The organism is Streptosporangium vulgare (genome assembly GCF_042428775.1).
Classification (GTDB): Bacteria; Actinomycetota; Actinomycetes; order Streptosporangiales; family Streptosporangiaceae; genus Streptosporangium; species Streptosporangium vulgare.
Genome location: NZ_JBHMBS010000004.1, coordinates 55,074 through 79,330, shown reverse-complemented (window position 1 = coordinate 79,330; position 24,257 = coordinate 55,074). Strand labels below are relative to the sequence as shown.

Here is a 24,257-nt window from a genome sequence, read left to right as displayed (position 1 = left end):
CCGGCAACCGGTTGACCAAAGGGGTCGATATCATGCCGACACGGTATGACCTGGTAAAACTGCTACGGCTGGTGTCGATGTGACACCAGCCGTACAGGGTGAAGATGGGGTGGGAGAGTCAGTCGCAGTTGGGAGCGCAGAGCCTGCGCTTCATGCCTTCCAGGAAGAATTTCCTGACCTCCAGGATGTTCTTGGCGATGTACGCGTCACCGGCGGTCGCCTTGGCCAGGGCGTCCATCTGGCGCTTGCCCTTGGGGGCGTCGGGGCCGAAGGCGATGATCAGGACACTGACCGGCTTCTCCGGGTCGAACCGGTCCTTGAGCCGCTTCAGGATCTGCTGGTTGCTGATCCCGCCGTCCGGGTCGTCGTTGCCGGCGCCGTCGGTGAGGATCAGCACCGTGTTGATCTTGTCGCTCTGGTACTCGTCGGTCATCTGCTCGTAGGCGGCGGCGAGGGTGTCGTTGAGCCCGGTGTCGCCGGTCGACTTCGCCCGGGCCGCGACCAGCCTCTGGTTGATCACGTCCCTGCGCAGGACGCCGTTCATGTCCTCGGTGAGCGGGCCGACCGGGACCGTCTCGCGGTAGTCGACCCCCTGGCCGTTCAGATGGGTGGAGAACTCCCACAGTCCCATCTCGCTCTTGGCCGGGAAGAGCTTCATGCCCTCGACGGCGATCCTGCTGATCGCCTGCATCCGGGTCAGCCCGGTGCCGGGCACCGGCAGGGCCATGGTGCCCGAGACGTCCAGCAGGGTGAGGAGCCTCGTGCCCAGCTTGATCCGGGACCAGGTCTGGGACATGCTCGCGACGGTCTTGCCGTCGGGCGGCTCGATCGCCTGGGGGGCCTTGGCCTGGAAACCGGCGGAGCCGGAGATCGCCTTGCCGCCCTTGCCGTCCGGGGTGCGGAACCCCTGTTCCTGCAGCGTCTTCCTGGACGCCTCGCTGCCCAGTTCCTTGCGGAACGCCTCGGCGGCCTTGCGCACGGCGGCGTCCTCGGCGACGACCACCACCGGGTAGTCGAGGTTGATGGTCCCCTCGGCCGGATAGAGCGGCACGGCCGGGACCTCGGGCTTCTTGACCTTGTTGAACGCCCAGACCCCCTGCTCGGAGGAGATGCCCAGCGGGGCCTTGCTGCCCTTGACACCGAGGCTGGACAGCAGCGCGTCCTGGTCGCGGACCGTCGACGTCGATCCCGACAGGCTCTTGAGCGCGCCGACCAGCTGCTCCTCGCCCGCGCCCGAGGCCCTGGCCACCCCGGCGGCGGCCAGGAGCGCGCCGAGCCCGGCGGCGTTGAGCGAGGGATCCAGCACGAGGACGCGCACCTTGCGGCCGGGGCCGTCCACGTTGGCCACGTTGGCGGCGTTGATCATGCCGCCCCAGCTGGCCTCGCCGAAGCTCTTCTTCAGGTTCGGCACCACCGAGCCGGAGGCCACCATGACGATGGGGGAGCTGGCGACGGACGCGCCCGCCTCGGGCACCTCCTGGTTCCTGGCCCGCAGGTTCGTCACCCACAGCTTCGAGTCCGGGATCCACATGTCCATCGCGGCGGCCTTGCCGCCGCTGAAGGAGGAGGCCACGGTCGCCGAGACACCCTTGGTCACCGTGACCGTGGCGCACCTGCCGTCGACGTCGTGGGCGGCCTTGTTGAAGCGCTCGGCGATCTGGGACAGGGCGGGCTGGATGTCCGGGGAGGCGGTGATCCGTACCGGGAGCGCCTCGCCCCCGCACCCCCCGGCGCCACGGTCACGGTTGATGACCACGAACGCGGCGACGCCGAGCAGCACCGCGAGGGCGACGGACCCGGCCAGCGGGACCAGCACCTTGCCCCGCCCCCCGCGCCTGCGCCTGGGCTGCGGTTCCTTGTACGGGGTGTAGCCGTCCTCGAGTTCATCCGTCCGGTGACGTCCGCCCACGATGTCCTCTTCGGTGTCGATGTCATGGAGCTAGCGGGTCACCCTATCGGGAGGTAGTCCGCAATATTCACGGAACTGTACTGGGAATGGTTACTGGGGCAAAAAACGCATTTCGGTACCGCTGTTACCCTCTGTGTCGATCCTGGAGCCCTGTGTCCGTGAGAGCCGCCGACGGCCGGTGGCGGCCCGGTGGCGGCCCGGCGGCGGAGAAGATCACCTGGTCGGGCCGCGGAAACAGCGGAGAAGACCACCTGGCCGGGCCGCGGAAACAGCGGGAGATCGGCGACGGGGAGATCGGCGGCCGGCGGGGGCGCGTGTCCGGTGACAGGAAAGGCCACGAGCGGCCAGGCCGCGTCGGCGGGCGGGGAACTCCGTGACGGCGGAGGGGAAAGGCGCTCAGTGGCAGCAGGAGTGCCCGCGCCACGCCCTGAGGCCCTCGCGTACCGCCACCGCCGCCAGCAGAACCGCCATGGCGGGATCGACCCACCACCACCCGGCCGAGTTCAGCGCGATTCCCGCCAGCACCCCCGCCGCGAGCAGGGCGCACAGGAGGTTCTGTGTCCCCTCGCCCGCGGTCGCCGCCGAGTGCAGCCGGGCACCCAACCGCCGCTTGGCCGTTCCCAGGAACGGCATGCCGACCACGCTGGCCGCCGTCACCGCGATCCCGAGCAGGCTCGGCACGGCCCGGTGGCCCGCGTCCAGGTCGTGCGCCACGTGCAGCACCAGGTAGGGGGCGAGGATCCAGAAGCTGACGGCCACCGCCCTGCGGGCCCGTTCCTCCGCGTGCGCCGAACCGGTCCTCGCCCCGGTGAACCGCCAGACCACGATCAGGCTGGCCGCCGCCTCCACCAGGGCCGACACGCCCCAGCCGATGAGGGCGACCGAGTGCGCCCCCACACCGGCGGCGATGCCCAGCACGCTCTCGACGCCCAGCCAGACCAGGGTGGCCAGGGAGAGCGCGCGAGCCCTGCGGGCGTCGCGCAGCCACTCGGCGCTCGGCGGCGCCAGCACGATCTGGTCGGTCACGACGACCTCCGGGTACCCACTCGACGGCGCTCGGTAATCTATCCGTCGCGGAGTGTTGGAAGACGGAAAAGCGGCGAGGCTCCACGTGACGACAGCGGCCTGCTCCCACGAGGCGGCCGTGTCGCAAGATTGATTCGTCCAGCAGATCGTCGGAGGGAAACCCGTGCCGTTCACGCCCAGTCACGTCGCAGCCGTGCTGCCGTTGATCTCCTCGGAGCGGATGCGCCGGTTCCTCGACCCCTGGGCCCTCGCCCTGGGAGCCATGGTGCCCGACCTGCCGATCTTCTTCCCGTTCCTGCCCGACTACATGATCTGGCACTCCGTCAGGGGCGTCCTCACGATCGACCCGTTCGCCGTCGTGGTGCTGCTCGCCGTCTTCCACCTGGTGGCCCGCGACCCGTTGACCGCGCTCCTGCCCCCCGCCCTCGCCGGGCGCGCCGCCTCGCTCACCCCGGGCATGTACGGGTTGCGGCGGCTGCCCGCCGTGATCGCCGGAGGCGTCGTGGGCGCCCTCACCCACAAGCTCTGGGACTCCTTCACCCACTCGTACAGCTCGGCCCTGTGGGGCTGGAGCTGGCTGGACACCCGGGTGGCGGGGGTGATCTCCCTGTTCCGCCTGCTGCAGTACACCTCCACCGTGATCGGCCTGGCGGTCGTCCTGTGGTGGGCCTGGCGCGGGCTGGCCGGGATGGAGCCGCGGCCGGTGCCCGAGCGGCTGCGCCTGCCCGCCGGTGAGCGGGCGGCCGTGCTCCTCGCCGTCGCCGTGTCGATCCCGCTGGGCGCGGTCGCCTGGGCGGTGGCCTTCCCCCCGGGCAGCAACGCCGAGCTCGTGACGAGGCTGGGCGCGGGGGTGGTCGTCGGCTGCTGCGTGGTGCTGCTCGTCTACACGCTGATATGGCAGCTCAGGCGGGTCATGGCAGTATTCGAGGGTGCCTGAAGCCATCGACCCCCACCTGGCCGACTACGCCAACCTGCGCGACGTCGAGCTGCGCAAGAGCATGGAGGCCGAGCACGGCCTCTTCATCGCCGAGGGGGAGAAGGTCATCCGCCGCGCCGTCGCGGCGGGCTACCCCGTGCGCTCCATCCTCCTCACCTCCCGCTGGGCCGGTCCCCTCGCCGACCTCCTCGGCCCGCTCGGCGACCGGGTCCACGTCGTGGACGACGCCGTCATGGAGGACGTCACCGGCTTCCAGGTCCACCGGGGCGCCCTCGCCGCCATGGAACGCCTCCCCCTTCCCGGGGTGACGGACCTCCTGGCGGGTCGCGAGTCACGAAGGGCTCCCGCGGAGCAGGTGGCGCGGTCGGGCTCCTCCGCCACGCGAAGCGCTCTCGTCGAGAACACGGCGCACCCGGACGACGAACTCGGATCGAGCCCTCGCGCCCCGCGGAAGGCCCCCGCGAAACCCCCGGCGCCCCGGCGCGTCCTGGTCCTGGAAGACCTCGTCGACCACGGCAACGTCGGCGCCATCTTCCGCTGCGCCGCCGCCCTGGGCGTGGAGGCGGTGATCCTCTCGCCGCGCTGCGCCGACCCTCTCTACCGGCGCTCGGTGAAGGTCTCGATGGGCGCGGTCTTCGCGATCCCGTACGCCCGGATGACCGACTGGTACGCGGGCCTGGCCGAGTTGCGCGGGGCGGGCTTCCAGACGCTGGCCCTCACCCCGGACCAGTCCGCCACCCCCATGGACAAGGTCACCATGGCCGATCGGGTGGCCCTGCTCCTCGGCTCGGAGGGGGACGGGCTCTCCTCCCGCTGGCTGCGCGAGGCCGACGAGGCGGTCTGCATCCCGATGAGCCCGGCCGCGATGGGCCTGGGCGTCGACTCCCTCAACGTGGTGGCCGCCGCCGCCATCGCCTGCCACGGCCTCATGCGAGCGGGCTGACGGGTTCCGCCGACGCCGGGGAACGTCGCGCGTCCACCTCGATCTCGATCTTCATCCGGGGGTCGGCGAGACCGCACACGAGCATCGTCGCGGCCGGGCGGACCTCGCCGAAGCGGCGGCGCAAAGTCGGCCAGCAGGGCTCGAAGTCCTCGCGGTCGGGCAGCATGTACCGCACCCGGACGACGTCGGCGAACGAGCAGCCCGCCTCGCCCAGCGCCGCCCCGATGTTGCGCAGGCACTGCTCGGCCTGCTCGACCACGTCGTCGGAGATCGTCATGGTCGCGTAGTCGTAGCCGGTCGTTCCGGACACGTGGACCCGGTCGCCGTCGACCACCGCCCGCGCGTATCCGATCTGCTCCTCGAAGGTCGAACCGCTCAGGATCGCGAACCGCTCAGTCATGCGGAGAACCGTAGCAACCGACCTCGGCGCACGGTCGTTCCGCGCTCGCCACCACCAAGCGCGGAACGACCCTGAGGCCGTCGCCGGGTCGTCAGGGCCGTGGCAGGGAGAGGAGATAGGCCGGCCAGTTGCCGTGGTGGCTGATGTCGGGGGAGTCCTCGGTGGCGTACGGCTCGCAGAGGAAGCCGTGCACCGCGCGGCCGTCGGCGAGCCGGATCGTGCCGAGACCGAGAGGCGGGGCGGTCTGCGTCAGCAGGACGCCGAGTGCCGACGGGCTCAGGTCGTACAGCTCGACCTCCACCTGGACGCCGCCGGAGGTCGAGCGGACCAGCCCGGGGAGTGGCAGGTCGCCGCCGTTCAGGGCGTAGAGGCGATAGAGGGGGGCGGTCAGGGCGGTTCCCAGGCCGGTGGCCCCGAGGGAGATGAGCCGGCCGTGCAGCGGCTGGCCCGAGCGGTGCGCGCCGACCACGGCGAGCACCGCTCGCGCTTCCGGAGCGTGCGGGGGCGCCGGTCGGGCGTCCGGTACGGGGATGGCCGTCGACCGCGTGTCCGGTACGGAGGCGGCTGCCGATCGTGTGTCCGGGACGGGAGCCGCGGGGCCGCCGGTCAGGCCGTGGAAGGCGGCGCCGAGACCGGCGAGGAGTGTGTCGGAGCCCGCCGGTCCCAGGAAGGTGACGCCGTGCGGGCGGCCGGTGGTCGTCGTCCCGGCGGGTACGGAGATCCCGGCCAGGTCGAGGAGGTTGGTGAAGGTGGTGTAGTGGCCGAGGACCGCGTTGCGCTCGATCGGGCTTTCGAGCATCTCCGCGACGGTGAAGGTGGTGGGCACGGTCGGGACCGCGAGGACGTCCATCGAGGCCCACGCCCGCCGGGTCTCCGCGTCCAGCGCGCGCAGGCGGTGGAGCCCCTCGAAGGCGTCCACCGCGCTGAGCGCGCCGCCGCCGGACAGCACCTTCAGGGTGACCGGGTGGACCTCGCCGGGGTTGCGGGTCACGAAGTCGCCGACCGCGGCGAGCCGTTCGGCGAGCCACGGCCCCTCGTACAGCAGCCGTCCCGCGGCGAGGAACGGGTCGAGGTCGACGGGGACGATCCGGTGGCCGAGGCCGGTGAGCCGTCCCGCCGCCTCCGCGAAGGCGGCCTCGGCGGCGGTGTCGCCGAAGAACTCCGGGGCGCGCGGCACCCCGATCCGCAGGGGGTACGCGACGGGCGGCACCGGGCCGGGGGCGGGGAGTTCCCGTGACCAGGGGTCGGCGGGTTCGAAGGCCGCGATGACCGACAGGACGGCCAGGCCGTCGGCGGCCGAGCGGGCGAAGAGGCTCGGGCAGTCCAGCGACGCGCACGCGGGCACCACGCCGAGCGTGCTGACCAGGCCCCGGCTCGGTTTGACCCCGACGGTGCCGGTGAGCGCGGCGGGCACCCGGCCCGACCCGGCCGTGTCGGTGCCGATGGCGAACGAGACCAGGTCCGCGGCCACCGCCACCGCGGAGCCCGAGCTGGACCCGCCGGAGATCAGGCCCGGGAGCAGCGGCGACTCGCAGGCGCCGTACGGGCTGCGGGTGCCCGACAGGCCGGTGGCGAACTGGTCCAGGTTCGTCTTGCCGACGAGGAGGGCGCCCGCCGCGAGCAGCCGTTCCACCAGCGGCGCGCCGCGTTCCGGGACGTGGGAGTAGGCGGGGCAGGCCGCGGTGGTGGGCAGCCCGGCCACGTCCACGTTGTCCTTGACCGCGAACGGGACGCCGTAGAGCGGCGGGCGGGTGTCCGGGTCCGGCCAGCGGCGGGTCAGCTCGGCCGCGTCGCCGAGCAGGTCCGCCGCCGGGCGCAGGGTGATCCACACGTGGTCGTCGCCCCGCGCCGCGATCCGCGCGAGCACCTCCCCGGCGACGTCGGCGGGGCGGGCCGCCCCGGAGCGGTAGAGGCCGGAGAGGCTCTCCAGGTCCAGGCGGAGCGGCCTGTCCGTGCTGTTCGGGGCGGGGGTGGGCATGCTGTCCGGATCAGGCGGAGGGTGCATGTGCCTTTCCTGTGTGTACGCGTGTGTACGTGGTTCCCGGTGTCACGCGTTCTCGGTGCCCGGCGCGGAGACCGAGGGCGCGGAGACACGAGGGCGTGGAGGCGTGGAGGCGCGGATCGGTTCGCGAGGAGCGTCGGCGTGCGGCGTGCGGCGTGCCCCGCGGCCGGTGCCGACCGGTGCCGACCGGTGTCGGCCGGTGTCGGCCGGTTCGCGGGGCGGCGCTCACGAGGTGGCGGGGGCCGCCGACGGACCCGCGGTGACCGGCTTCGTGGCGGCCGGCTCGGGTTCGTCGGCGGCGACCGCCGTCTCGTCCGACGGCCTGGGCTTGAGGAGGATGAAGGCGAGCAGGATGAGCCCCGCGAAGAGGTAGCCCAGCGAGACCTGGCCGTTGGCGTTCCACTCGACCCGTTCACCGTGGATCAGGCCGACGAAGGCCAGGGCCGCGCCGGCGAAGGCGTACCCGGCGGCCCACAGGAACGACCGGTCGATGACGAAGGCCGTGATCGAGCCGAGTATCAGACCGGCGAGCACGGCGCCGCCGCCGAGCAGGGCCGTCCCCTCGTAGACCGTCCCGCTCTGCGCGATCGTGTCGTACCCGACCTCCCGCGCGCTGGTCCCCGCGGCGGCGAGCGCGTTGTCCATGTAGCCCTGCGCCCAGGAGGCGATGTTGGGGATGATCGCGATCACCACGGCCACCGCGTGCGCCTTCGGCACCGACTGGAAGGCCTGGGCGCCGATGAGCAGCCCGATGTAGAGCAGGATCGGCACGATCGCGGGCGTCGGCAGCACCGCGCCGAGCAGCGCGAACATGCCGAGGAAGCAGAACAGCGCGATCACGACGCCGCTCGCCATCGAGTAGCTCGTACGGCCGCCCGCGGACTTCCACCCCGGGTGGCCGATGTAGACGGCGGGCGGGAACGGTGAGCCCAGCATCGAGCCGACCACCGCGCCCGCGCCGTCGGCCAGGAGCACCGAGCGCAGGTTGTACGAGTCGCCCGCGGCGGCGGCGCTCTCCACGTTGCTCATGCCCTCGGTGAAGTTGTAGATGCCCAGGGGGATGGCGGTGGCGAGCAGCGGCGAGACCTGGCTCAGCCCTTCGAGCAGACGGTCGATGTTCAGCGACGGCAGGCTCACCGCGATGTTCTCGGCGGCGGCGCCCACGTCGGCGGGGTTCATGTAGCCGCCGATCCAGGCGATCGCGGTACCGGCCAGGAGCGCGGCGAGCCCGACGGGGATGTTGCCCGGCAGCCTCAGGTCGGTGAAGAAGCCGACCATGATGATGACCAGCACCGGCAGCGCGATCCAGGCCGCCTCCCACATCTGCGCGGCGGGCCGCATCGAGATGAAGGCGATCGAGATGCCCGCCAGGGTGCCGAGCATCGCCGCCCTGGGGGTGAAGCGGCGGATGTACGGACCCACGAAGGCGCCGATCAGCACGATGACGCCGATGATGAAACACCAGGCCAGCCCCGCCACCCACGCCTGCAGGGGATTCCTGGTCGCCAGGTAGGTCGGCAGCATGATCACGAACACGACGATGAACATGTGCGGGACGCTGGGCCCGTACGGCATCGCGCACACGTCGGTGCGGTTCTCGCGGCGGGCGAGCCGCCGGGCGAGGTAGGTGTAGTACACGTTGCCGATCAGGAGCTGGATGCCCATCGCCGGGAGGATGACGCCGAAGACGTCGGAGCCCGGCAGGTGGACGACCCCGAGGCAGAGGCCGCTCAGCACCAGCACGTTGACCATCACGTTGAAGCCGAGGCCGAAGAAGGCGTTGGTGTCCCCGCTGACCCACCAGGGGAGTTTGAGTTTGACGGGGCCGGTTGTCGTGGTCATCGGTCAGCTCCGTGTTTCGAGTGCCTTGAGATAGCCGCCGGAGGGGGCGACCCAGCCGAAGATGCCGCCCTGGGCGGCGATCATTTCGAGCCCGTACCGCTGGAACTCGGCGAAGTACGAGCCCACGCAGTCGGACAGGACCAGGCACTCGTAACCCCGGTCGTTCGCCTCGCGGACGGTGGTGTGCACGCACACCTCGGTCGTGACGCCGGTGACGATCAGGCTGCGGATGTCCGCCGCCCGCAGGGTCCGGTCCAGGTCGGTGGCGTGGAAGGAGCCCTTGCCGGGCTTGTCGACGACGAGTTCGCCCTCGGCGGGGGCCAGCTCGTCGATGATGTCGTGGCCGTACTCGCCGCGGACCAGGATCCTTCCCTTGGGGCCGGGATCCCCGATGCGCAGCGACGGCGAGCCGCGGCCGAGCTTGGCGGGCGGGCAGTCGGACAGGTCGGGCAGGTGCCCCTCTCGGGTGTGGATGACGGTCATCCCCGCCGCGCGGGTGGCGGCCAGCACCTCCTGGAGCGGCGGGATGACCCGCCGCAGCATGGACACGTCGTTGCCCAGGGTCTCCCCGAAACCCCCGGGCTCGACGAAGTCCCGTTGCATGTCGATGAGCAGCAGCGCTGTGTGTCGCGGATCGAATCCGTATGCGTACGGCTCGGCCTCGACGAGAAGCGGATCGGACAACGTTGACTCCGTCCCTCGGATCCTCCTTTTGTCGATTGTCGACAGAATTGTGTCGGCGGTTTTCCCACCCGGTTACGCTTCTGTTAGCGGAACGGATCAGAGCGTGAGGAAGCCCCCGGCCGGCTGGTCAGCCGATGTATGTGCGTGCCCCGTGCCGGGACAGGGCGTCGAGGGCGGTGGCCGGGTCGCCGGAGGCGATGGCCTCGAAGAGCCGCCGGTGCCGCTCCACCCCCTCGGACGGGGCCCGCTGCTCGGCCTCCCTGCGCAGGTTCGCGGCCATGTAGAGCTGCAGCTTCAGGATGACGGGCTCGTACGCCATCAGCAGCTGGCGGTGGCCCGCCAGCGCGACGAGCGCGACGTGGAAGCGTCGGTGCGCCTCGTTCTCGCTGAGCGGGTCGTCCAGCCGCACCGCCGACGCCATGCCCTCCAACGCCTCGGCCAGCGCGGTCATGTCGTGGACCCCGGAGAGCGGCAGCGCGGTCTCGACCGCGTAGCGTTCGAGCACGTCGCGCAGCCCGAACAGCTCGTCCACGTCGTCCCTGGTCAGCTCGGTGACGCGGGCTCCCCGCCGGGGCAGGTGCTCCACCAGCCCCTGCTGCCCGAGCGACCGCAGCGCCTCGCGCAGCGGCGCCCGGCTGATGCCGAACCGCTGGGTGAGCTGCTCCTCGATCAGCCGCTCGCCCGGCGCGAGGGCGCCGGAGAGGATCTCGTGACGGAGCCGCCGCATCGAAAGCTCGACCAGGCTGGGGTGTTTCAGCTCCCCATCGGGTTCCACCCGTCCAACTCCTCTCGACGTGTGGAACAAACTCTCTCAGAGTTCGGCCGGATTCCCGCGCGCGGGATGGCGGCGCGGCCGGGGGCGGCCCGGTTCACGCGCTCTTCGCGTTCGTGCCCGAGGCGGGTCCCCGGCACGCTCGAACACGCCTCGGAGCCGGGAGCACCCCGCTCCCGCCGTCCTCACGGCTCGCTTCTCACAGCCCGGTCCTCACGGCTCGGTCCTCACAGCTCGGACGGAGCCTGCTCGCTCGCCCAGTCGAGGAGCCGCGTCGCGCTCTGGAAGCGCCGGTCGGCGTTGGACTCGCCGAGGATGACGCCGACGAGCCGGTGGCCGTCGCGGTCGGCGGCGAAGGACAGGCAGTATCCGGCGGCGCTGGTGTAACCGGTCTTCAGGCCCATCACCCCGGGCGTCTTGCCGAGCAGCTTGTTGGAGTTGGTCCAGGAGTGTGCCCGGTGCACCTTGGACTTCGCCACGACGTGGCGCCTGGTGGACGCGATGATCCGCAGCAGCGGGTCGCGCAGCGCGAGATCGGCCAGCTTCGCCTGGTCCAGGGCGGTGGAGTAGCCGGGAGCCGGCTTCGGCAGGCCGTCGGCACTGGCGTAACGGGTGTCGGCCAGCCCCATCGAGCGGGCCGTGGCGTTCATCTTCGCCACGAACGCGGCGTTGCCGGGACCGTAGACGCGGGCCAGGGCATGGGAGGCGTCCGCCCCCGAGGGGAGCATGACCGCGTAGAGCAGGTCCCTGACGGTCAGCCGCTCCCCGGCGCGCAGGGCGGCGTGGGTCGCGCCGTTCGTCGCCGCGTGCCGTACGTCCGCCGCCTGGATCGTGACGGTGTCGTCCAGTTTCGCCTCCCTGAGGACGACGTACGCCGTCATCACCTTGGTCAGGCTGGCCACGGGCATCCGCTTCCCCGCCTGCTTGCTCAGGTGGATCGTTCCCGTGCCCGCGTCGTACAGGTACGCGGCCCGTCCCGGCACCGAGGGCACGGAGGCGCGTCGCCCGGCGGCGGGCGCGGCGGTGAAGGCGAACGTGCCGGACGTGAGGGCGGGCGTGCCGGGCGCGGCGGTGAGGACGGACGCGCGGGGCGCGGGCGGTGTGGGCGGCGCGGCGGTCAGCGCGGACGGCGCGGACGACAGGGCTCCGGTGGCCTGGACATGCGCCGGAGACCTGCCGGTCAGCGCGGGTGCCGAGGCTCCCGCTGCCAGGGCGGGCACCGGAGACACGGTGGCCAGGGTTACCGCGGTGACCAGCGCGGCGCGGGCTGTGAGGCGTCTTCCCCCGTGATGCATGCGAGCCATGCTGACAGAGGCCACCGTTGATATGCGGAAGTTAGCGGTTTGGCTATGGAAAAGTTGACATCGGTGCCGTGGGCGGACGTGAAGGGACGATCGCGAGAACGGCCTCACCCGGGGCACCTCCGGATCCGCGCGGCACACAGGTCGTCGCACGTCTCCGCCCGTCCGGTGTCCGCCCGGCACGCCTGGATTCGCGTGACACGCGGGTTGTCGTACGCTCCGCCCGTCCGGTGTCCGCCCGGCACATCCGGGTTCGCGCGGCCCACGGGTTGTCATGCCTCCCCGCTCGGCGCACCCGGGGCCGGGCGGCCGTCGCGACCCGCGTCTCAGGCCGCGGCGGCCAGTTTCTCCGCCTCGCGGCGGGCGGCCCGGTGGCGGCGCCAGCGGACGAACCCGACGACCACCGCGACCGCCACCAGCGCGGCCAGGCCCGCCAGGAGCGGCGACCTGGCGGCGAGCCCGAGCCAGCCCCAGATCACCGAGTACAGGCCGAACGAGGTCACCGGCACCCAGGTCAGGCAGCCGAGCGCGCTGGCCACGACGTACCAGGGATAGGAGATCCGCAGCACCCCGGCCACCCATGGCAGCGTGTGGCGCAACCCGGGGACCCAGAAGCAGGCGTAGACGGCGAGCGCGCCCCACTTCCTGACGACGTTCTCGACCCGGGTGATGTTCTCCTGGCCGATCCTGGCGCCCAGGCGCGAGGTGTAGAGCTTGGAGCCCAGGACGTGGCCGATCCAGTAGTAGGCCTGGAACGCGCCGAAGAGGGCCACGCCGCCGACGATCACCCAGAGCCACAGGGGCATGCCCAGGAAGGACGCGGAGGCCGGGTCGGGGATGCCCGCCACAACAGGTCGCACTCTGAACATCACCACCACGGTCGTTCCACCTGCCTACCCCGATATTAGGGCAGGCTTACCTCAACCGGCGGACCGGTGTCCCCCGAGCGTTCCGGCTGCAAGCGGACGTCAACTCCAGAGCAAGAACCGTGGCGTACACCTGGGGGGTAACGAAGAAAGGTGTCTGTCATGAGTCCGCGTAGCAGTGTGGCGCCGGTGATGGCGAGTGGAACCGCGAGCGTCGTCAAGCTGCTCATCGCCACCCTCGCCTTCGCCGGAGCCTACCTGGGGGTCGAGGCCACCTACGGCACCCCGGCCCGGACCCCGGCCGATGCGGCGGCGCAGGCGCCGGTACGGACGGTGGAGCTGTCGTCGCGGTCGATGCCCGCCACCGAGCAGTTCCCGGCCACCACGGAGCGGGTCTCCGCCGCGGGCCGGGTCCCCGCCGCGGACAAGATCACGGACAAGGCTGCGGACAAGGCCACGGACAAGGTCGCGGCCCCCGGCACGGTCACCGTCAGCGCCCTCGACGCGCTCGGTCCCTGCGACAGGCCCTACCAGGCCCAGAGCGTCGTCGACAACGACGACCCCCGGGCCACCGTCTCCTACGGCTGGCGCCTGGAGCGCTGGAGCCCGGGCACCCGCCGCTGGCAGACCTACCTGGGCACCGGGTCCGGCTTCGGCGGCGAGAGCCAGACCGTCGAGTGGCAGCCCAGGATCGTCAACAACCCCGGCTGGTATCGCGTCGTGCTGTCGGTCTCCGGCGACGCCCCGCTGCGCAGCGAGAAGTTCCTCGTCAGCTGCTGACCCACCCGGCTCCCCGGCTTTTCCCGGGCCCCGCCCAGGGAAGCACGGCCCCGAGGAAACACAGACCCAGGAAACGCGGACCCAAGGAAACAGGGACCCGAGGAAGCGCAGACCCCAGGAAGCGCCAACCTGAGGAGGGGCCGACCCGCGAAAGCGCCCCAGGGAAGCGCAGTCCCAACGAAGCTCCGACCTGGGAGAACACCGGCTCAGGAGGAGAACGCCGGCCTGGCGGAGCACCGGCCCCGCGAGGCGTCAGCCGCCGAGGGAACGCTGGGCCGCCTCCACCCACCGGCTCACGCCGACCCGCTCGGCCACCGCGAGGGCGTTCTCGTAGTGCGGCTTCACCGCGTCGGTGAAGCCCAGTCGCAGCGCCAGGTCACCCAGGGTGAGGGCGACGGGCCAGAGCGCGACCACCCCGGTCCCGGCGCCCGCGATCCGGTCGGCGAACGGCTTCAGCGTGTCGTACGCCTCGATCATCCGCTCCCGGTCGTTCAGCAGCATGCCCGCCAGGGCCCGCCAGATCATCGCCAGCTCGTAGAGGAAGTCGGGGCGCACGGGCGTCTTCACCGCGATCACGGCCCGCGCGTCGCGGTGGTGGCCCGCCGAGGCGAGGGCGACCGCGTAGGCGTCGAGGGTCCACTTGGCCCCGCGCTGGTGTGCCTCGGCCAGCGGCTCGACCATCTCGGCGGCCCGCCCGTTCACCAGGTGCAGGCAGAACGTGGTGATCAGCGGCAGGTCCTGGCGGCCCTCCAGCATCCCGGCCTTGGCGGTGAGCCGGGCGGCCTCGCGGTAGGCGCGCTCCGCCCCGGCGAAGTCACCGGCGATCATCAGGCGCTGCCCGGCGTACCAGGCGACCACGGCGGCGGGCGCGGACAGGCCGTACTGCCTGGCCATCTTCTCCGCGGCGGCCACGTGCGCGTCGGCCTCGGCGAACGCGCCCGAGGCGGCCGCGCACTCCATCAGCACCAGGTGGGCCAGCGCCTGCACCGAGATCTGCCCGGTCGCCTTGCCGACCTCCAGCAGCTCCCTGCCGATGACCTCGCGTTCGCCCACCGGGGTGATCCCGTACGACTGGCGCAGCCGCCCGCTCAGCGCGGTCGCCAGCAGGGCGGGGTCACCGGAGCGCCGGGCCAGCTCCTCGGCCTCCAGCGAGGCCTGCTCGCCCCGGGGGGTGGCCGACCCCTCGAGCTCCAGGGCGAGTGTGGCCAGCAGGCTCGCCCGCAGCGACTGCTCGCCGGCGGGCAGCTCGACCAGCGCCTGCTCGGCGACGTCGACGATCTCCCAGGCGGTGCGGGTGAAGTCGCGGGCCATGCCCTTGTGCGGCACCGCGAGCGAGGCGGCCACCCGGGCGGTGAGCTCCAGGTTGCCCAGCGGCAGCGCCGCGTCCATCGCCTCGCGCCGCCGCCTGCGGGCCGCAGCCATGTCGCCGCAGAGCGCCAGCGCCTTGATCAGCCGCAGGGTGAGCAGCAGCCGCTCCCTGGTGCTGTCGGGCGTGTGGGTGATGCCCGACCTGTCGAAGGCGGCGATGGCCTGCTCCCACAGCGTGGCCGCCTCGCGGTGGGCGAAGCGCCGCTCGGCCTGCTCGGCGGCGAGCCCGGCGTAGTGCACCGTCTTGGTGGCGGTCTCGCTGGTGCCCGCCGAGTCGTAGTGGTGGGCCAGCGCGGCGACGTCACCGGGGTTCCTGCGCTCGATCACCGAGGCCACCGCGGCGTGCAGCCGGGAGCGGCGCAGACGGGAGGCGTCGGAGTACAGGGTGTCGCGGACCAGGTCGTGGTCGAAGCGGAGCATGCCGGGACCCGGCTCGGTGACCAGGCCGGCGAGCAGCGCCGCCTCCACCGCGTCGACCACGGCCTCCTCGTCGCCCGAGACGTCGACCAGCACGTCCACGTCGACGTCGCGGCCGATCACCGCGGCCTGCAGCAGGATCTGCTGGGCGATCGCGGGCAGCCGGGAGATCCGCCTGCGCAGCACGTCGCGGACGCCGGAGGGCACGCCGGAGATCACCTCGGCGGCCGTCGCGCGGTCGCTCACCGCCTCGGCGTCGAGCAGGCGCACCGTCTCGCGGACGAAGAAGGGGTTGCCGCCGGTGCGCTCGACGATGCTGTTGACCGCGTCCTCGTCGACCTCGCGCACGCAGGTCGCCCTGACCAGCTCTGCCACCGCCTTGGTGTCGAGCCCGGTGAGACCGACCCGGACGGGACCGAGCCTGGCCAGCGCGGCCAGCACGTCGGCCTGCTGGTCGCTCAGCTCGCTGTCGCGGCAGGTCACCACCAGCAGCACCCGGCTGGTGGCGAGCAGGCTCGGCAACGCGCGAAGCAGCGCCAGCGTCTGGTCGTCGGCCCAGTGCAGGTCCTCCAGGGTGAGCAGGATCGGCGTCTCCTTGGCGACGGCGGCGAGGTAGCCGCCCACCGCCCGGTGCAGCCGGAACCCGCCGGAGGCCTGGTCGTCGTCGGGCTCGGGGGCCGCGTCGTCGAGGAGCGGTGCCAGCAGCGAGGCGTACTCGCCGGGCCCGGCGGCGTTCACCAGGGTGCGCAGGATCTCCACCCAGGCCCAGCCGGGAGGCGTGGCGCTGCTGTCGGGGCACGCGCCGGAGGAGATGCCCCACCCGTCGTCGGACAGCCGCTTGATGAGCTGGCGGACCAGGGTGGTCTTGCCCGCGCCCGCGTCGCCGCTGATGACCGCGACGGTGAACCGGCCGGTCCTGGCCGCGGCGGTGGTGAGCCTGCCCAGCTCGGCGTCGCGGCCGACGAACGGCTCCGGCTCCAGCGGGGGAAGCTCCACCTGGGCCACCGTGGGCCTGGGCGGCCAGGTCTCCGCGGCCACCTGCTGGCGCTGCCTGGGCGGCGGGGCGGCGAGCTGCAGGCCGGGATCCTGGGACAGGATGTCGGACTCCAGCTTGCGCAGCGCCGGGCCGGGGTCGATGCCCAGCTCGTCGGAGAGGATCGTGCGCGCCCGGCGCAGCGCGGCCAGCGCGTCGCCCTGCCGCCCGCAGCGGTACAGGCCCAGGGCGAGCAGCCGCCAGCCCTCCTCGCGGAGCGGGTGCTCGGTGGTCAGCGCCTCCAGGTCGGGCACCGACTCGGCGGGCAGGCCCATCCGCAGGCCGCTGTCGGCGTGCCGCTCGCGGGCCACCAGGCGCAGCTCGGTGAGCCGGTTGACCTCGGCCTCGGCCCACGGCTGGTCGGCGAAGTCGGAGTACGGGGTGCCGCGCCACAGGCCCAGGGCCTTCTCCAGGCGGGCTCGCGCGGAGGCGGGGTCGTCGCCCTCCAGATGCTCTCCGGCGGTGCGGACCAGCGTCTCGAAGCGGAGCGCGTCGACCTGGTCGGGGGCGGCGCGCAGCGCGTAGCCCGAGGCGACGGTCACCAGCAGCCGGTTGGGGCCCCCGCGCGGACGGCCCGGCTCCAGCACCCTGCGCAGCCGGGAGATGTAGACCTGAAGACCCGACTGGGCACCCTTGGCCGCGTCGTCGTCCCACAGGTCGTACAGCAGGGAGTCGACGGGAACGACCTGACCACGCGCGACGAGCAGGCGTGCCAGGACCGCACGTTGACGAAGCCCGCCCAGGTCGAGCTCGTCCTCACCGGAATACGCCTCGACCGGGCCGAGAACTCGGAAAGCCACCATGTCAGCCGCCACGCTATGTGGGCCTTCCAATCGCATACAAGGTATTTCCCAATCTAGCGGCTGATCGACTCCTTTTCAGGGGCCGGCGCGGCGTTCTCACGCCTGCGCAGGAATGTCCACGCACCCAGCGCCAGCCCGCCGAAGGGGATTTCGACAGTGTAGGTCCAGAACCCGAAAAGCAGGGCGGCGGCGGTGGCGGAGTCCAGCGGAGCGCCGAAGAAGACCAGCGCGCCGATGGTCCCGGCCTCCATTATCCCCGTACCGCTGGGAGTCACCAAAGCCGTCGTGAGGACCCTCGACAGGGCGAAGGCGGCGATCGACTGCGCCAGGCCGGGGTAGGCGCCGGTCGCGTGCAGGCAGACGACGAGGATGAGCCACTGGAAGCCGAGAAAGAAGATCATTCCCAGTGTCAGGCCGGCCCAGCGGCTCCGCACGATCTCGGAGGTGTCGGCCCGCAGCTTGGTCAGCGCCTCGGAGGCGGCGTGCTCGCCGGGGCGGATCCGGCGGGGGAGCAGGCGGGACAGGGCGTCGAGGCCGCGGCCCAGGAAGTCCGCCGCGCGGTCCCAGTACAGGGCGACGGTCACCACGGCGACCAGCGCCAGGATGGACAGCACACCGGCCCAGCCGGCCCTCGTCACCGACGGGCTGAGCGGTTGCCCGCTGAACAGCAGGGCCACGATGCCCGCCGCGGGCAGCAGGAAGCGGAACAGGGTGTTCCAGATGCCGGTGGTCAGCGTGGAGACCACCACCGCCCGCGCGGGGAAACCCCAGCCCCTGGTCATCGCGAACGTCATCGCCACCCCGGCCGCGCCGCCGAAGGGGAGCAGGTTGCTCACCGCGCTGCCGCCCGCGTTCAGCATCAGGGCCTGCGGGTGGGTGAGCCCGGGGAGGGAGGCGGTCAGCACGAACGTGTAGGCGAGGAGGCTGAGCAGCCAGACGGCGGTCATCAGCGCGACCTCCCGGCCGCCCAGCGCGGCGAACTGCGCGCCGATCTGCGCCCAGGAGACGTGTTTGCCCGTCAGGACCGCGACGACCTGGGGCATGAAGAACACGAGCGTGGCGGCGAGTGCCAGTGACACGACCGACAGCCCGACCTGGAACAACCTGCTCTTCATCCGACACGCCCGCTCTTCATCCGGCACCCCCGGACAAGTCTGCCGGTCCCGGCCTCATCCTTTGGGAGGAACTTCGAAGGGATGCCTCAGCCGGGAGCCCAGGGGGGCGTCCCGGCGGACGTACCACTCGGTGCCGAAGACGAGACGGTACAGAGGCTGGGGGATCTTGAGCATCACCCCGAGCGTGCGGGTGTCGGCGCCGGTGGCCTGGGAGGCGTGGGCGGCCATGCTCGCCCGCTTCTGGCGGGCGAAGCGCCGCACGGCGACCCGGTGGGTGATCACCTCGCCGGGGGAGTACGCCCGCTCGAAGGCCCGGATGTCGAGCTGCGGGTAGAACCTCCTGACCAGGCGCAGCCCCCGCAGCAGGGGGTCGCGGTTGACGGTGGCCTCCAGCACGATCGGGGTCCTCGCGATCTCGGCCGCCCGGCCGCCGACCCGGTGCACCTGGACGTGGTCGGGGTGGCCGTAGCCGCCCGCCGGGTCGTAGGTCGTCAGCAGGTCGGCCCTCTCCTCGGTGAGGATGGCGGCGAGCCGCTGGGCGGCCTCCTCGGCGTCGGCGTCGATGAAGGCGTCGTCGGGCCGGTCGTCGGCGACCCCGCCGCCGGGCGCGAGCCCGGAGTCGCCGTAGCCGAGGTTCACCACGCGGGCGCAGCCGAGTGCCGCCGCCGATTTGTACAGCTCGGCCACGCGGGCGGCGCCCAGCGCCTCACCGGGTTCGAGGTCGGCCTGGCCCCGCTCTCCCGAGGTCGCCACGACGAGCACCACCCGATGGCCCTCGGCGGCGAGCATCGCCATGGTGCCCGCGGTGAGCAGGGCCTCGTCGTCGGGATGGGCATGAAAGAACACTGCTGTCTTGACGCTGCTGATCAGGCTCACTCCGTTCGCGCGACTCGGGCGCGCCCTAGTGGGGCACGCAGGCATGATCTCACGCGGGTCTACGCTGGCACGGTGAGGATCCTCCACATCAGTGACTGTTACCTGCCGCGTCTCGGTGGGATCGAGGTGCAGGTCGCCGATCTGATCCGGGCGCAGCGGGAGGCGGGCCACCAGGTCGAGGTGGCGACCGCCACCCCCGGGGAGAGCCTGCCCGGGGTGCACAGGATCGTCGCGAGACTACCGTTCGACCTGCCGGTCCATCCGTTCGGGGTGGGACATCTGCTCCGTCTGGTGAGAGCGCGGCGTCCCGACGTGGTGCACGTGCACACGGGCGCGGTCTCGCCGTTCGCCTGGATGGGCGTGCGGGCGGCGACCCGCGCGGGCCTGCCCGTGGTCGTCACCGTGCACAGCATGTGGGACCCGGTCACGCGGGCGCTCTACCGGGGGCTGCGGCTGCTGTTCGGGTGGCACCGCTGGGGGCTGGTGGGCACCGCGGTGAGCGGGGCCGCCGCGCTGCCGATCCGCGCGGTGGCCGGGCCCGGCGTGCCGGTGCACGTGGTCTCCAACGGCCTGGACGTCTCCGGCTGGCGCTCGTCGTTTCTCCCTCCGCCCTCTCCGCCCCCTCCCGCCGATCCCGTACGGCCCGAGCCGGGCGGGGACCCCTCGCGGTCCGTGCCGGAGAGCGGTCCGGTACGGCCGGAGCCGGTGCACGTCGTCGCGGTGGGGCGGCTCGCGCCCCGCAAGCAGCCGGTCCGGTTGCTGAGGCTCCTGCGGGAGGCGCGCGCCCAGGTGCCGGGGGAGACGCCGATGCGGGCGACCGTCGTCGGGGACGGCCCGGCCCGGTCGCAGATGGAGCGCTACCTGCGGGCCAACGGCATGACCGGCTGGGTCTCGCTTCCCGGCCGCTACAGCCGCGACCAGATCCGCGAGCTGCTCGCCTCGACGGACGTGTTCGTCGCCCCCGCGCCCCGCGAGTCCTTCGGGCTGGCGGCGCTGGAGGCGAGGGCCGCGGGGGTGCCGGTGGTGGCGCGGGCGCAGAGCGGGGTGGCCGACTTCGTACGGCCCGGCAAGGAGGGGCTGCTCGGCAGGAGTTTCGACGACCTGGTCGCGTCGGTGGCCAGGCTGGTCCGCGACCGCGAGCTGCGCGAGTCGATCGCGGAGAACAACCGGGAGACCGAGCCCGTCCGCAGCTCCTGGCCGGTGGTGCTCGAAGGCTTCGAGCGCTGCTACGAGCAGGCCCGCGCCGCCAGGACCTGACGGGCCCCGCCTCCGGAGGGAACGAACGGGGCGAGGGCCGTGAACGGGGCGAGGGCCGGGAAAACGTGCGAGGCCCCCGCCGTGCGGTGGCAGGGGCCTCGATGGAGCGCGATGGGGCTTGGTGGAACTCCGGAACTCCGGAATCCGGTGGAGACGGTCGGTACGGCCGCCGCGCCGCACTGCCCCCCGCAGGCGGGGCGGCGGCCGTACCCGAAGTGTCTCCTGTCACCAGGAGACACGAGTCCGGTGGACGGGTTCGTCCAGGAGCGAGCGCCTAGGCGCAGGCCTCGGCGAGCTTGGTGCTCGCCTCCTGGGCCTTCGTCGTCATCGATCCCACGGCCGTGGCTGCCGCCGCCGGGTCGTTCGGGTCGATCTTGAACCCCTCGAACGTCGTGGAGAGGTCGTTGAGGGCGGTGGCCACCTCGCCGTCGGCCGTGCCCGCCAGCGCCTTGAGGTCGGCGGCGAGCTTGGCGGTGGCGTCGTTGTACTTGGTGAGATCACCGGCGCTCGCCGTGACGGCGGTGGTGAAGTCCGCGAAGGGCTTCGACCAGGCGCCCTCGGTGCAGACCGCGCTGTTGGCGGTCGCGCCGCAGGCGGCGGTCATCGATATGAGAGCGATTCCCGCGGCGGTGACGGCGAGGCGGCGGGAGGAGAGGGCGCGGAACATTTCTGCCTTTCATTGCATTTCGTGACAGTTGGAACTGTAGGCAGGGTTCCTTGCGGATCACTTTCATGGCGCTTACAACAGTGACTCGTGTGACCTGACGTGATTTCGCCCCCGCGGAGGGTAAGGGCGGGGTATGGCTGAGGCGATCGTCGATCCCGGTTCCGGTCAGCACTCGCTCAAGCGGGTCATCGGGCGTAAGGTCCTCCTGCTGTTCGTGGTGGGCGACATCCTCGGCGCGGGGATATACGCCCTGGTCGGGAAGGTCGCCGGACACGTCGGCGGGGCGCTGTGGGTGCCCTTCCTCGTGTCCTTCGTGCTCGCGGCGCTGACGGCGACCGCCTACGCCGAACTTGTCGGCAAATATCCTCAGGCAGCCGGTGCCGCGCTTTATGCGAACAAAGCGTTCAACATTCCCTTTGTCACCTTCATCGTGGCGTTCGCGGTGCTGATGAGCGGGATCACCTCGGCGAGCGCGGCCGCCCGGGCCTTCGGCGGCGACTACCTCGGGGAGTTCGTCACCCTGCCGGTCGTCGTCGGGGCGTTCCTCTTCCTCGGCCTGATCACGCTGGTGAACTTCGCCGGGATCTCCGAGTCCATCAAGGTCAACGTGGTGCTGACGATCATCGAGGCGTTCGGCCTGCTCGTCATCATCGCGATCGGGATCTTCGCCCTGCTGTCCGGTGACGGCGATCCGTCGCGGGCCCTGGAGTTCCACCCGGCCAACGGCGCCTTCCTCGGCATCCTGGGCGGCACGGCCCTAGCCTTCTACGCGCTGCTCGGTTTCGAGGACTCGGTCAACCTCGCCGAGGAGGCCAAGGACCCGCAGCGAGACTTCCCCCGCGCGCTCTTCGGCGGCCTGACCATCGCGGCGATCATCTACCTGGGTGTCGCGTTCACCGCGACCATGCTGGTCGACACCAAGACGCTCACGGACTCGTCCGGTCCGTTGCTGGAGGTCGTCAAGGTCGCAGGGCTGGCGTTCCCGCCCAAGTTGTTCGCCCTGATCGCGCTGCTCGCGGTGGGCAACACCGCGCTGATCAACATGCTCATGGCCTCGCGCCTGGTGTACGGCATGGCGCGTGAGGGGATCGTGCCGCGGGTGTTCGCGGCGGTCCATTCGACGAGGTCCACCCCGTGGGTGGCCATCCTCTTCACCGTGGGTGTCGCGGCCGTGCTGGTCGCCACCGGCGACGTGGGCGGCCTGGCGGACACCACCGTGCTGCTGTTGCTGTGCGTCTTCACGCTGGTCAACGTGGCCGTGCTGGTCCTCCGCAAGGACCGGGTGGACCACGATCACTTCCGGGCGCCGAGCTGGATGCCGATCCTGGGGGCGGTGGTCTGTTTCGGCCTGACGCTTCCCGTCACCGGCAGGGGCGTGGACGTCTACGTCCGCGCCGGGGTGCTGCTCGTGATCGGGGCGGCCCTCTGGTTCGTCAACCGGCTGTTCCTCTCAGAAGGGCAGCGCCCGTCCTGAGGGCGTACGAAGGTCCAGGGCGATGGGTTTCCGGGGCGGCCGGGGCTTTTGGAGGATAAGAACCTTTTTCATGTGATACTCCCTCTTTGTTGGAGTTTGAGAGAGACTACGTCACCTGACCGACTTTTTCACGGATTTTTTACCAAGCGTGTGCAGGTCTGGGGTGGGATCAGGGGTTCTAGGGGTCGCGTGAGCGCGGGGGCGGGCGGTGCCCGGGGCGGAAGTCTGACCTTCGGTGTCCCAGCCGTGTCGTCGAAGGCTCTGTCGTGGCATTTGGTGGGTAAAGTCCGCCATGTCCGCACGGTAGGCGGCTCATGTTTCCGGCAGGGACATCGTGTGTTCCAAATCCGCGACCTCGCGCCGCACGGGAGGCGGCGGCAGCGGTGGGGGTCAGCGGCGGAGCACGAAGGCCTTCTCGTCGTCGCCCACGCCGACCGAGCCCACCGCCCACAGCGTCTCGGTGCCCGGCACCCGGGTCAGGACGGTGCCGCCGACGTCGTCGGTCCCGTCGTACTGCTGGGTGGTGGTGTAGGTACGGAACAGCGGGCCGTACTCGCGTGACCAGGTGGTGCCGTCGAAGTGGAGGACGAGCACCTGCCCGGCGTGATCGGCGTCGACGCCGCTGATCCACAGGTTTCCGGGACCGGAGGCGGTGACCCCGTGCAGGCTCCCCCGGGAGACCGGCACCTCGACCCGCGTCCAGCGGGTCCCGTCCCAGCGCATGACGAGCGGCCGCGCTCCCTCGCCGCCCGCCCGGACGTCCGGCGGCGTCTCAGCCTGGGCGCTCGGCCCGGTCTCGCTCCCCGACGGCCCGGCCGGGGCGGCGGAGACCTGCCCGACCGCCCACACCTCCGACGGCGAGACCTGCCAGACCCGGTCGAGGCGGCCGCCAGGGATCGGGGGCGTCTCCAGGCTCTCCCACGATCCGGCCGTGCCGTGCCAGGCCAGCGGGGTCCCGGTCTCGCTCGTCCCCACCGCCCAGACGTGCCCCTCCCCGGAGGTGATCGCCTCGAAGGTGCCCCCGGTGCTCAGCACGTTGCGGAACCCGCCGCCCGCCCACTCCAGGACGACCGCGCCGGAAGGGCCATTCGCGGCGAACCACGCGTCGCCGCCGCTCGTCGTGACGTCCGCGAGCCGGTAGTCCTCGGCGACCCCGAAGGGCCGGTGCGGGGCCCACGCCCGCCCGTTCCAGTGCGCGGCGAACGCGCTCGGGCCGTTGCCCACCACCCACACGTCGTCGGGCCCGGCCGCGCCGACCCCCTCCAGACGGGCGGCGCCGGCCCCCTCGCCCAGCTCGCCCAGCGGCATCTCCCGCCAGCGGCTCCCGTTCCAGCGGAGGACGGCGGGCGTGCCCTCCCGGTCCTCGGCGCTGTCCTGGTATCCGACGGCCCAGGCGTCACGGGGCCCGGTCGCCGCCACGTCGAGCAGCGCCGTGCCGCCCGGCAGCTTCGCGCTCCCCACGGCCGCCCACTCGGCGGACGAGGCGACCGCCCCGGTCGCCACCGGACTCGCCGAGGGGTCCCGTGGCGCCGGACCCGGGGAAGTGGAGGAAACGGAACCGGGGGACCGCGAGGCCGTACCGCCCGGCCCCGGGGTCGCGGTGGGTGCGGTGGGCTCGGCCGGGGCCGCGCCGCACGCGGCGATCAGCAGCGTTCCGAAGACCAGGATCGCCACCGGGCGCGCTCTCACCATGCCACCATTGTTCCGCATGCCTCCGTCGTCCGGCCGTGCCCGCGATGATTAGAACCGCCTGGCTGGGGCACCGGGGACGTAGGCGGGAGAGGA

19 protein-coding genes are annotated in these 24,257 nt (G+C 72.1%); 5 read left to right on the top strand and 14 right to left on the bottom strand.

The genetic code is table 11. The features are described 5' to 3' along the window. Window positions 1-118: 118 nt before the first annotated feature. Window positions 119-1,909 (bottom strand): substrate-binding and VWA domain-containing protein, encoded by a 1,791-nt coding sequence (locus tag ACFFRH_RS09915; protein ID WP_386155809.1) that lies wholly within the window; start codon window positions 1,907-1,909, stop codon window positions 119-121. 396 nt (window positions 1,910-2,305) lie between these two features. Then, entirely contained in the window at window positions 2,306-2,935 is a 630-nt protein-coding gene (locus ACFFRH_RS09910) for a cation diffusion facilitator family transporter (protein ID WP_344749485.1), read from the bottom strand. 163 nt (window positions 2,936-3,098) lie between these two features. On the opposite strand from ACFFRH_RS09910, the gene ACFFRH_RS09905 reads away from it, so the two are divergent. Continuing rightward, a complete protein-coding gene (locus ACFFRH_RS09905; protein WP_344749486.1) occupies window positions 3,099-3,872 on the top strand; it encodes a DUF4184 family protein in 774 nt (257 codons plus the stop codon). Then, window positions 3,865-4,815: a TrmH family RNA methyltransferase gene (locus ACFFRH_RS09900; RefSeq protein WP_386155806.1), complete on the top strand. Its 951-nt coding sequence runs from the start codon at window positions 3,865-3,867 to the stop codon at window positions 4,813-4,815. The genes ACFFRH_RS09905 and ACFFRH_RS09900 overlap by 8 nt, the downstream gene beginning before the upstream one ends. Here the strand turns inward: ACFFRH_RS09900 and ACFFRH_RS09895 are convergent. The 7 genes from ACFFRH_RS09895 to ACFFRH_RS09865 all read right to left on the bottom strand — a co-directional run bounded on the left by ACFFRH_RS09895 (window position 4,799) and on the right by ACFFRH_RS09865 (window position 12,685). Then, window positions 4,799-5,215, bottom strand: coding sequence for a RidA family protein (locus ACFFRH_RS09895; protein WP_344749488.1), 417 nt, complete (start codon window positions 5,213-5,215; stop codon window positions 4,799-4,801). The two genes, ACFFRH_RS09900 and ACFFRH_RS09895, sit on opposite strands and share 17 nt — an antisense overlap. Before the next feature lie 91 nt (window positions 5,216-5,306). Then, window positions 5,307-7,220 carry an allophanate hydrolase gene (gene atzF / locus ACFFRH_RS09890; RefSeq protein ID WP_386155804.1) on the bottom strand — a complete coding sequence of 638 codons (1,914 nt, stop codon included), beginning with the start codon at window positions 7,218-7,220 and terminating at the stop codon, window positions 5,307-5,309. 222 nt (window positions 7,221-7,442) lie between these two features. Further along, on the bottom strand, window positions 7,443-9,059 hold the full coding sequence (locus ACFFRH_RS09885) for a SulP family inorganic anion transporter (RefSeq protein ID WP_344749491.1): 1,617 nt from the start codon (window positions 9,057-9,059) through the stop codon (window positions 7,443-7,445). A 3-nt stretch (window positions 9,060-9,062) separates the two neighbouring features. Beyond that, window positions 9,063-9,743: a cysteine hydrolase family protein gene (locus tag ACFFRH_RS09880; RefSeq protein ID WP_344749492.1), complete on the bottom strand. Its 681-nt coding sequence runs from the start codon at window positions 9,741-9,743 to the stop codon at window positions 9,063-9,065. A gap of 127 nt (window positions 9,744-9,870) precedes the next feature. Further along, complete coding sequence (locus ACFFRH_RS09875; protein WP_344749493.1) at window positions 9,871-10,518, bottom strand: GntR family transcriptional regulator; 648 nt, start codon at window positions 10,516-10,518, stop codon at window positions 9,871-9,873. Between the two features lie 224 nt (window positions 10,519-10,742). Further along, window positions 10,743-11,810 (bottom strand): D-alanyl-D-alanine carboxypeptidase family protein, encoded by a 1,068-nt coding sequence (locus ACFFRH_RS09870; RefSeq protein ID WP_386155801.1) that lies wholly within the window; start codon window positions 11,808-11,810, stop codon window positions 10,743-10,745. A gap of 332 nt (window positions 11,811-12,142) precedes the next feature. After that, the gene (locus tag ACFFRH_RS09865; RefSeq protein ID WP_344749496.1) at window positions 12,143-12,685 is read right to left on the bottom strand and encodes a DedA family protein; all 543 of its coding nucleotides are present in this window, start codon (window positions 12,683-12,685) and stop codon (window positions 12,143-12,145) included. Between the two features lie 159 nt (window positions 12,686-12,844). Here ACFFRH_RS09865 and ACFFRH_RS09860 point away from each other — a divergent pair, with 159 nt between their 5' ends. Further along, window positions 12,845-13,462 (top strand): hypothetical protein, encoded by a 618-nt coding sequence (locus tag ACFFRH_RS09860; protein WP_386155799.1) that lies wholly within the window; start codon window positions 12,845-12,847, stop codon window positions 13,460-13,462. 252 nt (window positions 13,463-13,714) lie between these two features. On the opposite strand, the gene ACFFRH_RS09855 is transcribed toward ACFFRH_RS09860, so the two are convergent. From ACFFRH_RS09855 to ACFFRH_RS09845, 3 genes are read right to left on the bottom strand one after another with little or no spacing between them, the layout of a single operon-like run. Beyond that, on the bottom strand, window positions 13,715-17,083 hold the full coding sequence (locus ACFFRH_RS09855) for an ATP-binding protein (RefSeq protein ID WP_386155797.1): 3,369 nt from the start codon (window positions 17,081-17,083) through the stop codon (window positions 13,715-13,717). A 53-nt stretch (window positions 17,084-17,136) separates the two neighbouring features. After that, the gene (locus ACFFRH_RS09850) at window positions 17,137-18,198 is read right to left on the bottom strand and encodes a lysylphosphatidylglycerol synthase transmembrane domain-containing protein (RefSeq protein ID WP_386155795.1); all 1,062 of its coding nucleotides are present in this window, start codon (window positions 18,196-18,198) and stop codon (window positions 17,137-17,139) included. Window positions 18,199-18,252: 54 nt separating this feature from the next. Beyond that, window positions 18,253-19,044 carry a PIG-L deacetylase family protein gene (locus tag ACFFRH_RS09845; protein ID WP_386155793.1) on the bottom strand — a complete coding sequence of 264 codons (792 nt, stop codon included), beginning with the start codon at window positions 19,042-19,044 and terminating at the stop codon, window positions 18,253-18,255. Window positions 19,045-19,146: 102 nt separating this feature from the next. Here ACFFRH_RS09845 and ACFFRH_RS09840 point away from each other — a divergent pair, with 102 nt between their 5' ends. After that, window positions 19,147-20,331 carry a glycosyltransferase family 4 protein gene (locus ACFFRH_RS09840; RefSeq protein ID WP_386155791.1) on the top strand — a complete coding sequence of 395 codons (1,185 nt, stop codon included), beginning with the start codon at window positions 19,147-19,149 and terminating at the stop codon, window positions 20,329-20,331. Between the two features lie 274 nt (window positions 20,332-20,605). On the opposite strand, the gene ACFFRH_RS09835 is transcribed toward ACFFRH_RS09840, so the two are convergent. Next, window positions 20,606-20,998: a DUF8711 family protein gene (locus ACFFRH_RS09835; RefSeq protein ID WP_386155789.1), complete on the bottom strand. Its 393-nt coding sequence runs from the start codon at window positions 20,996-20,998 to the stop codon at window positions 20,606-20,608. Window positions 20,999-21,131: 133 nt separating this feature from the next. On the opposite strand from ACFFRH_RS09835, the gene ACFFRH_RS09830 reads away from it, so the two are divergent. Beyond that, window positions 21,132-22,472, top strand: coding sequence for an APC family permease (locus tag ACFFRH_RS09830; RefSeq protein ID WP_386155787.1), 1,341 nt, complete (start codon window positions 21,132-21,134; stop codon window positions 22,470-22,472). 390 nt (window positions 22,473-22,862) lie between these two features. Here ACFFRH_RS09830 and ACFFRH_RS09825 read toward each other — a convergent pair whose 3' ends face one another. Next, window positions 22,863-24,164, bottom strand: coding sequence for a hypothetical protein (locus ACFFRH_RS09825; protein ID WP_386155786.1), 1,302 nt, complete (start codon window positions 24,162-24,164; stop codon window positions 22,863-22,865). Between the last annotated feature and the right edge of the window lie 93 nt (window positions 24,165-24,257).

Coding starts and splice junctions, on each gene's coding strand:
- ACFFRH_RS09895 (WP_344749488.1), bottom strand. CDS start 5,215: ATGACTGAGCGGTTCGCGATCCTGAGCGGTTCGACCTTCGAGGAGCAG.
- atzF (WP_386155804.1), bottom strand. CDS start 7,220: ATGCACCCTCCGCCTGATCCGGACAGCATGCCCACCCCCGCCCCGAAC.
- ACFFRH_RS09885 (WP_344749491.1), bottom strand. CDS start 9,059: ATGACCACGACAACCGGCCCCGTCAAACTCAAACTCCCCTGGTGGGTC.
- ACFFRH_RS09870 (WP_386155801.1), bottom strand. CDS start 11,810: ATGCATCACGGGGGAAGACGCCTCACAGCCCGCGCCGCGCTGGTCACC.
- ACFFRH_RS09865 (WP_344749496.1), bottom strand. CDS start 12,685: ATGTTCAGAGTGCGACCTGTTGTGGCGGGCATCCCCGACCCGGCCTCC.
- ACFFRH_RS09860 (WP_386155799.1), top strand. CDS start 12,845: ATGAGTCCGCGTAGCAGTGTGGCGCCGGTGATGGCGAGTGGAACCGCG.
- ACFFRH_RS09855 (WP_386155797.1), bottom strand. CDS start 17,083: ATGGTGGCTTTCCGAGTTCTCGGCCCGGTCGAGGCGTATTCCGGTGAG.
- ACFFRH_RS09850 (WP_386155795.1), bottom strand. CDS start 18,198: ATGAAGAGCAGGTTGTTCCAGGTCGGGCTGTCGGTCGTGTCACTGGCA.
- ACFFRH_RS09835 (WP_386155789.1), bottom strand. CDS start 20,998: ATGTTCCGCGCCCTCTCCTCCCGCCGCCTCGCCGTCACCGCCGCGGGA.
- ACFFRH_RS09830 (WP_386155787.1), top strand. CDS start 21,132: ATGGCTGAGGCGATCGTCGATCCCGGTTCCGGTCAGCACTCGCTCAAG.
- ACFFRH_RS09825 (WP_386155786.1), bottom strand. CDS start 24,164: ATGGTGAGAGCGCGCCCGGTGGCGATCCTGGTCTTCGGAACGCTGCTG.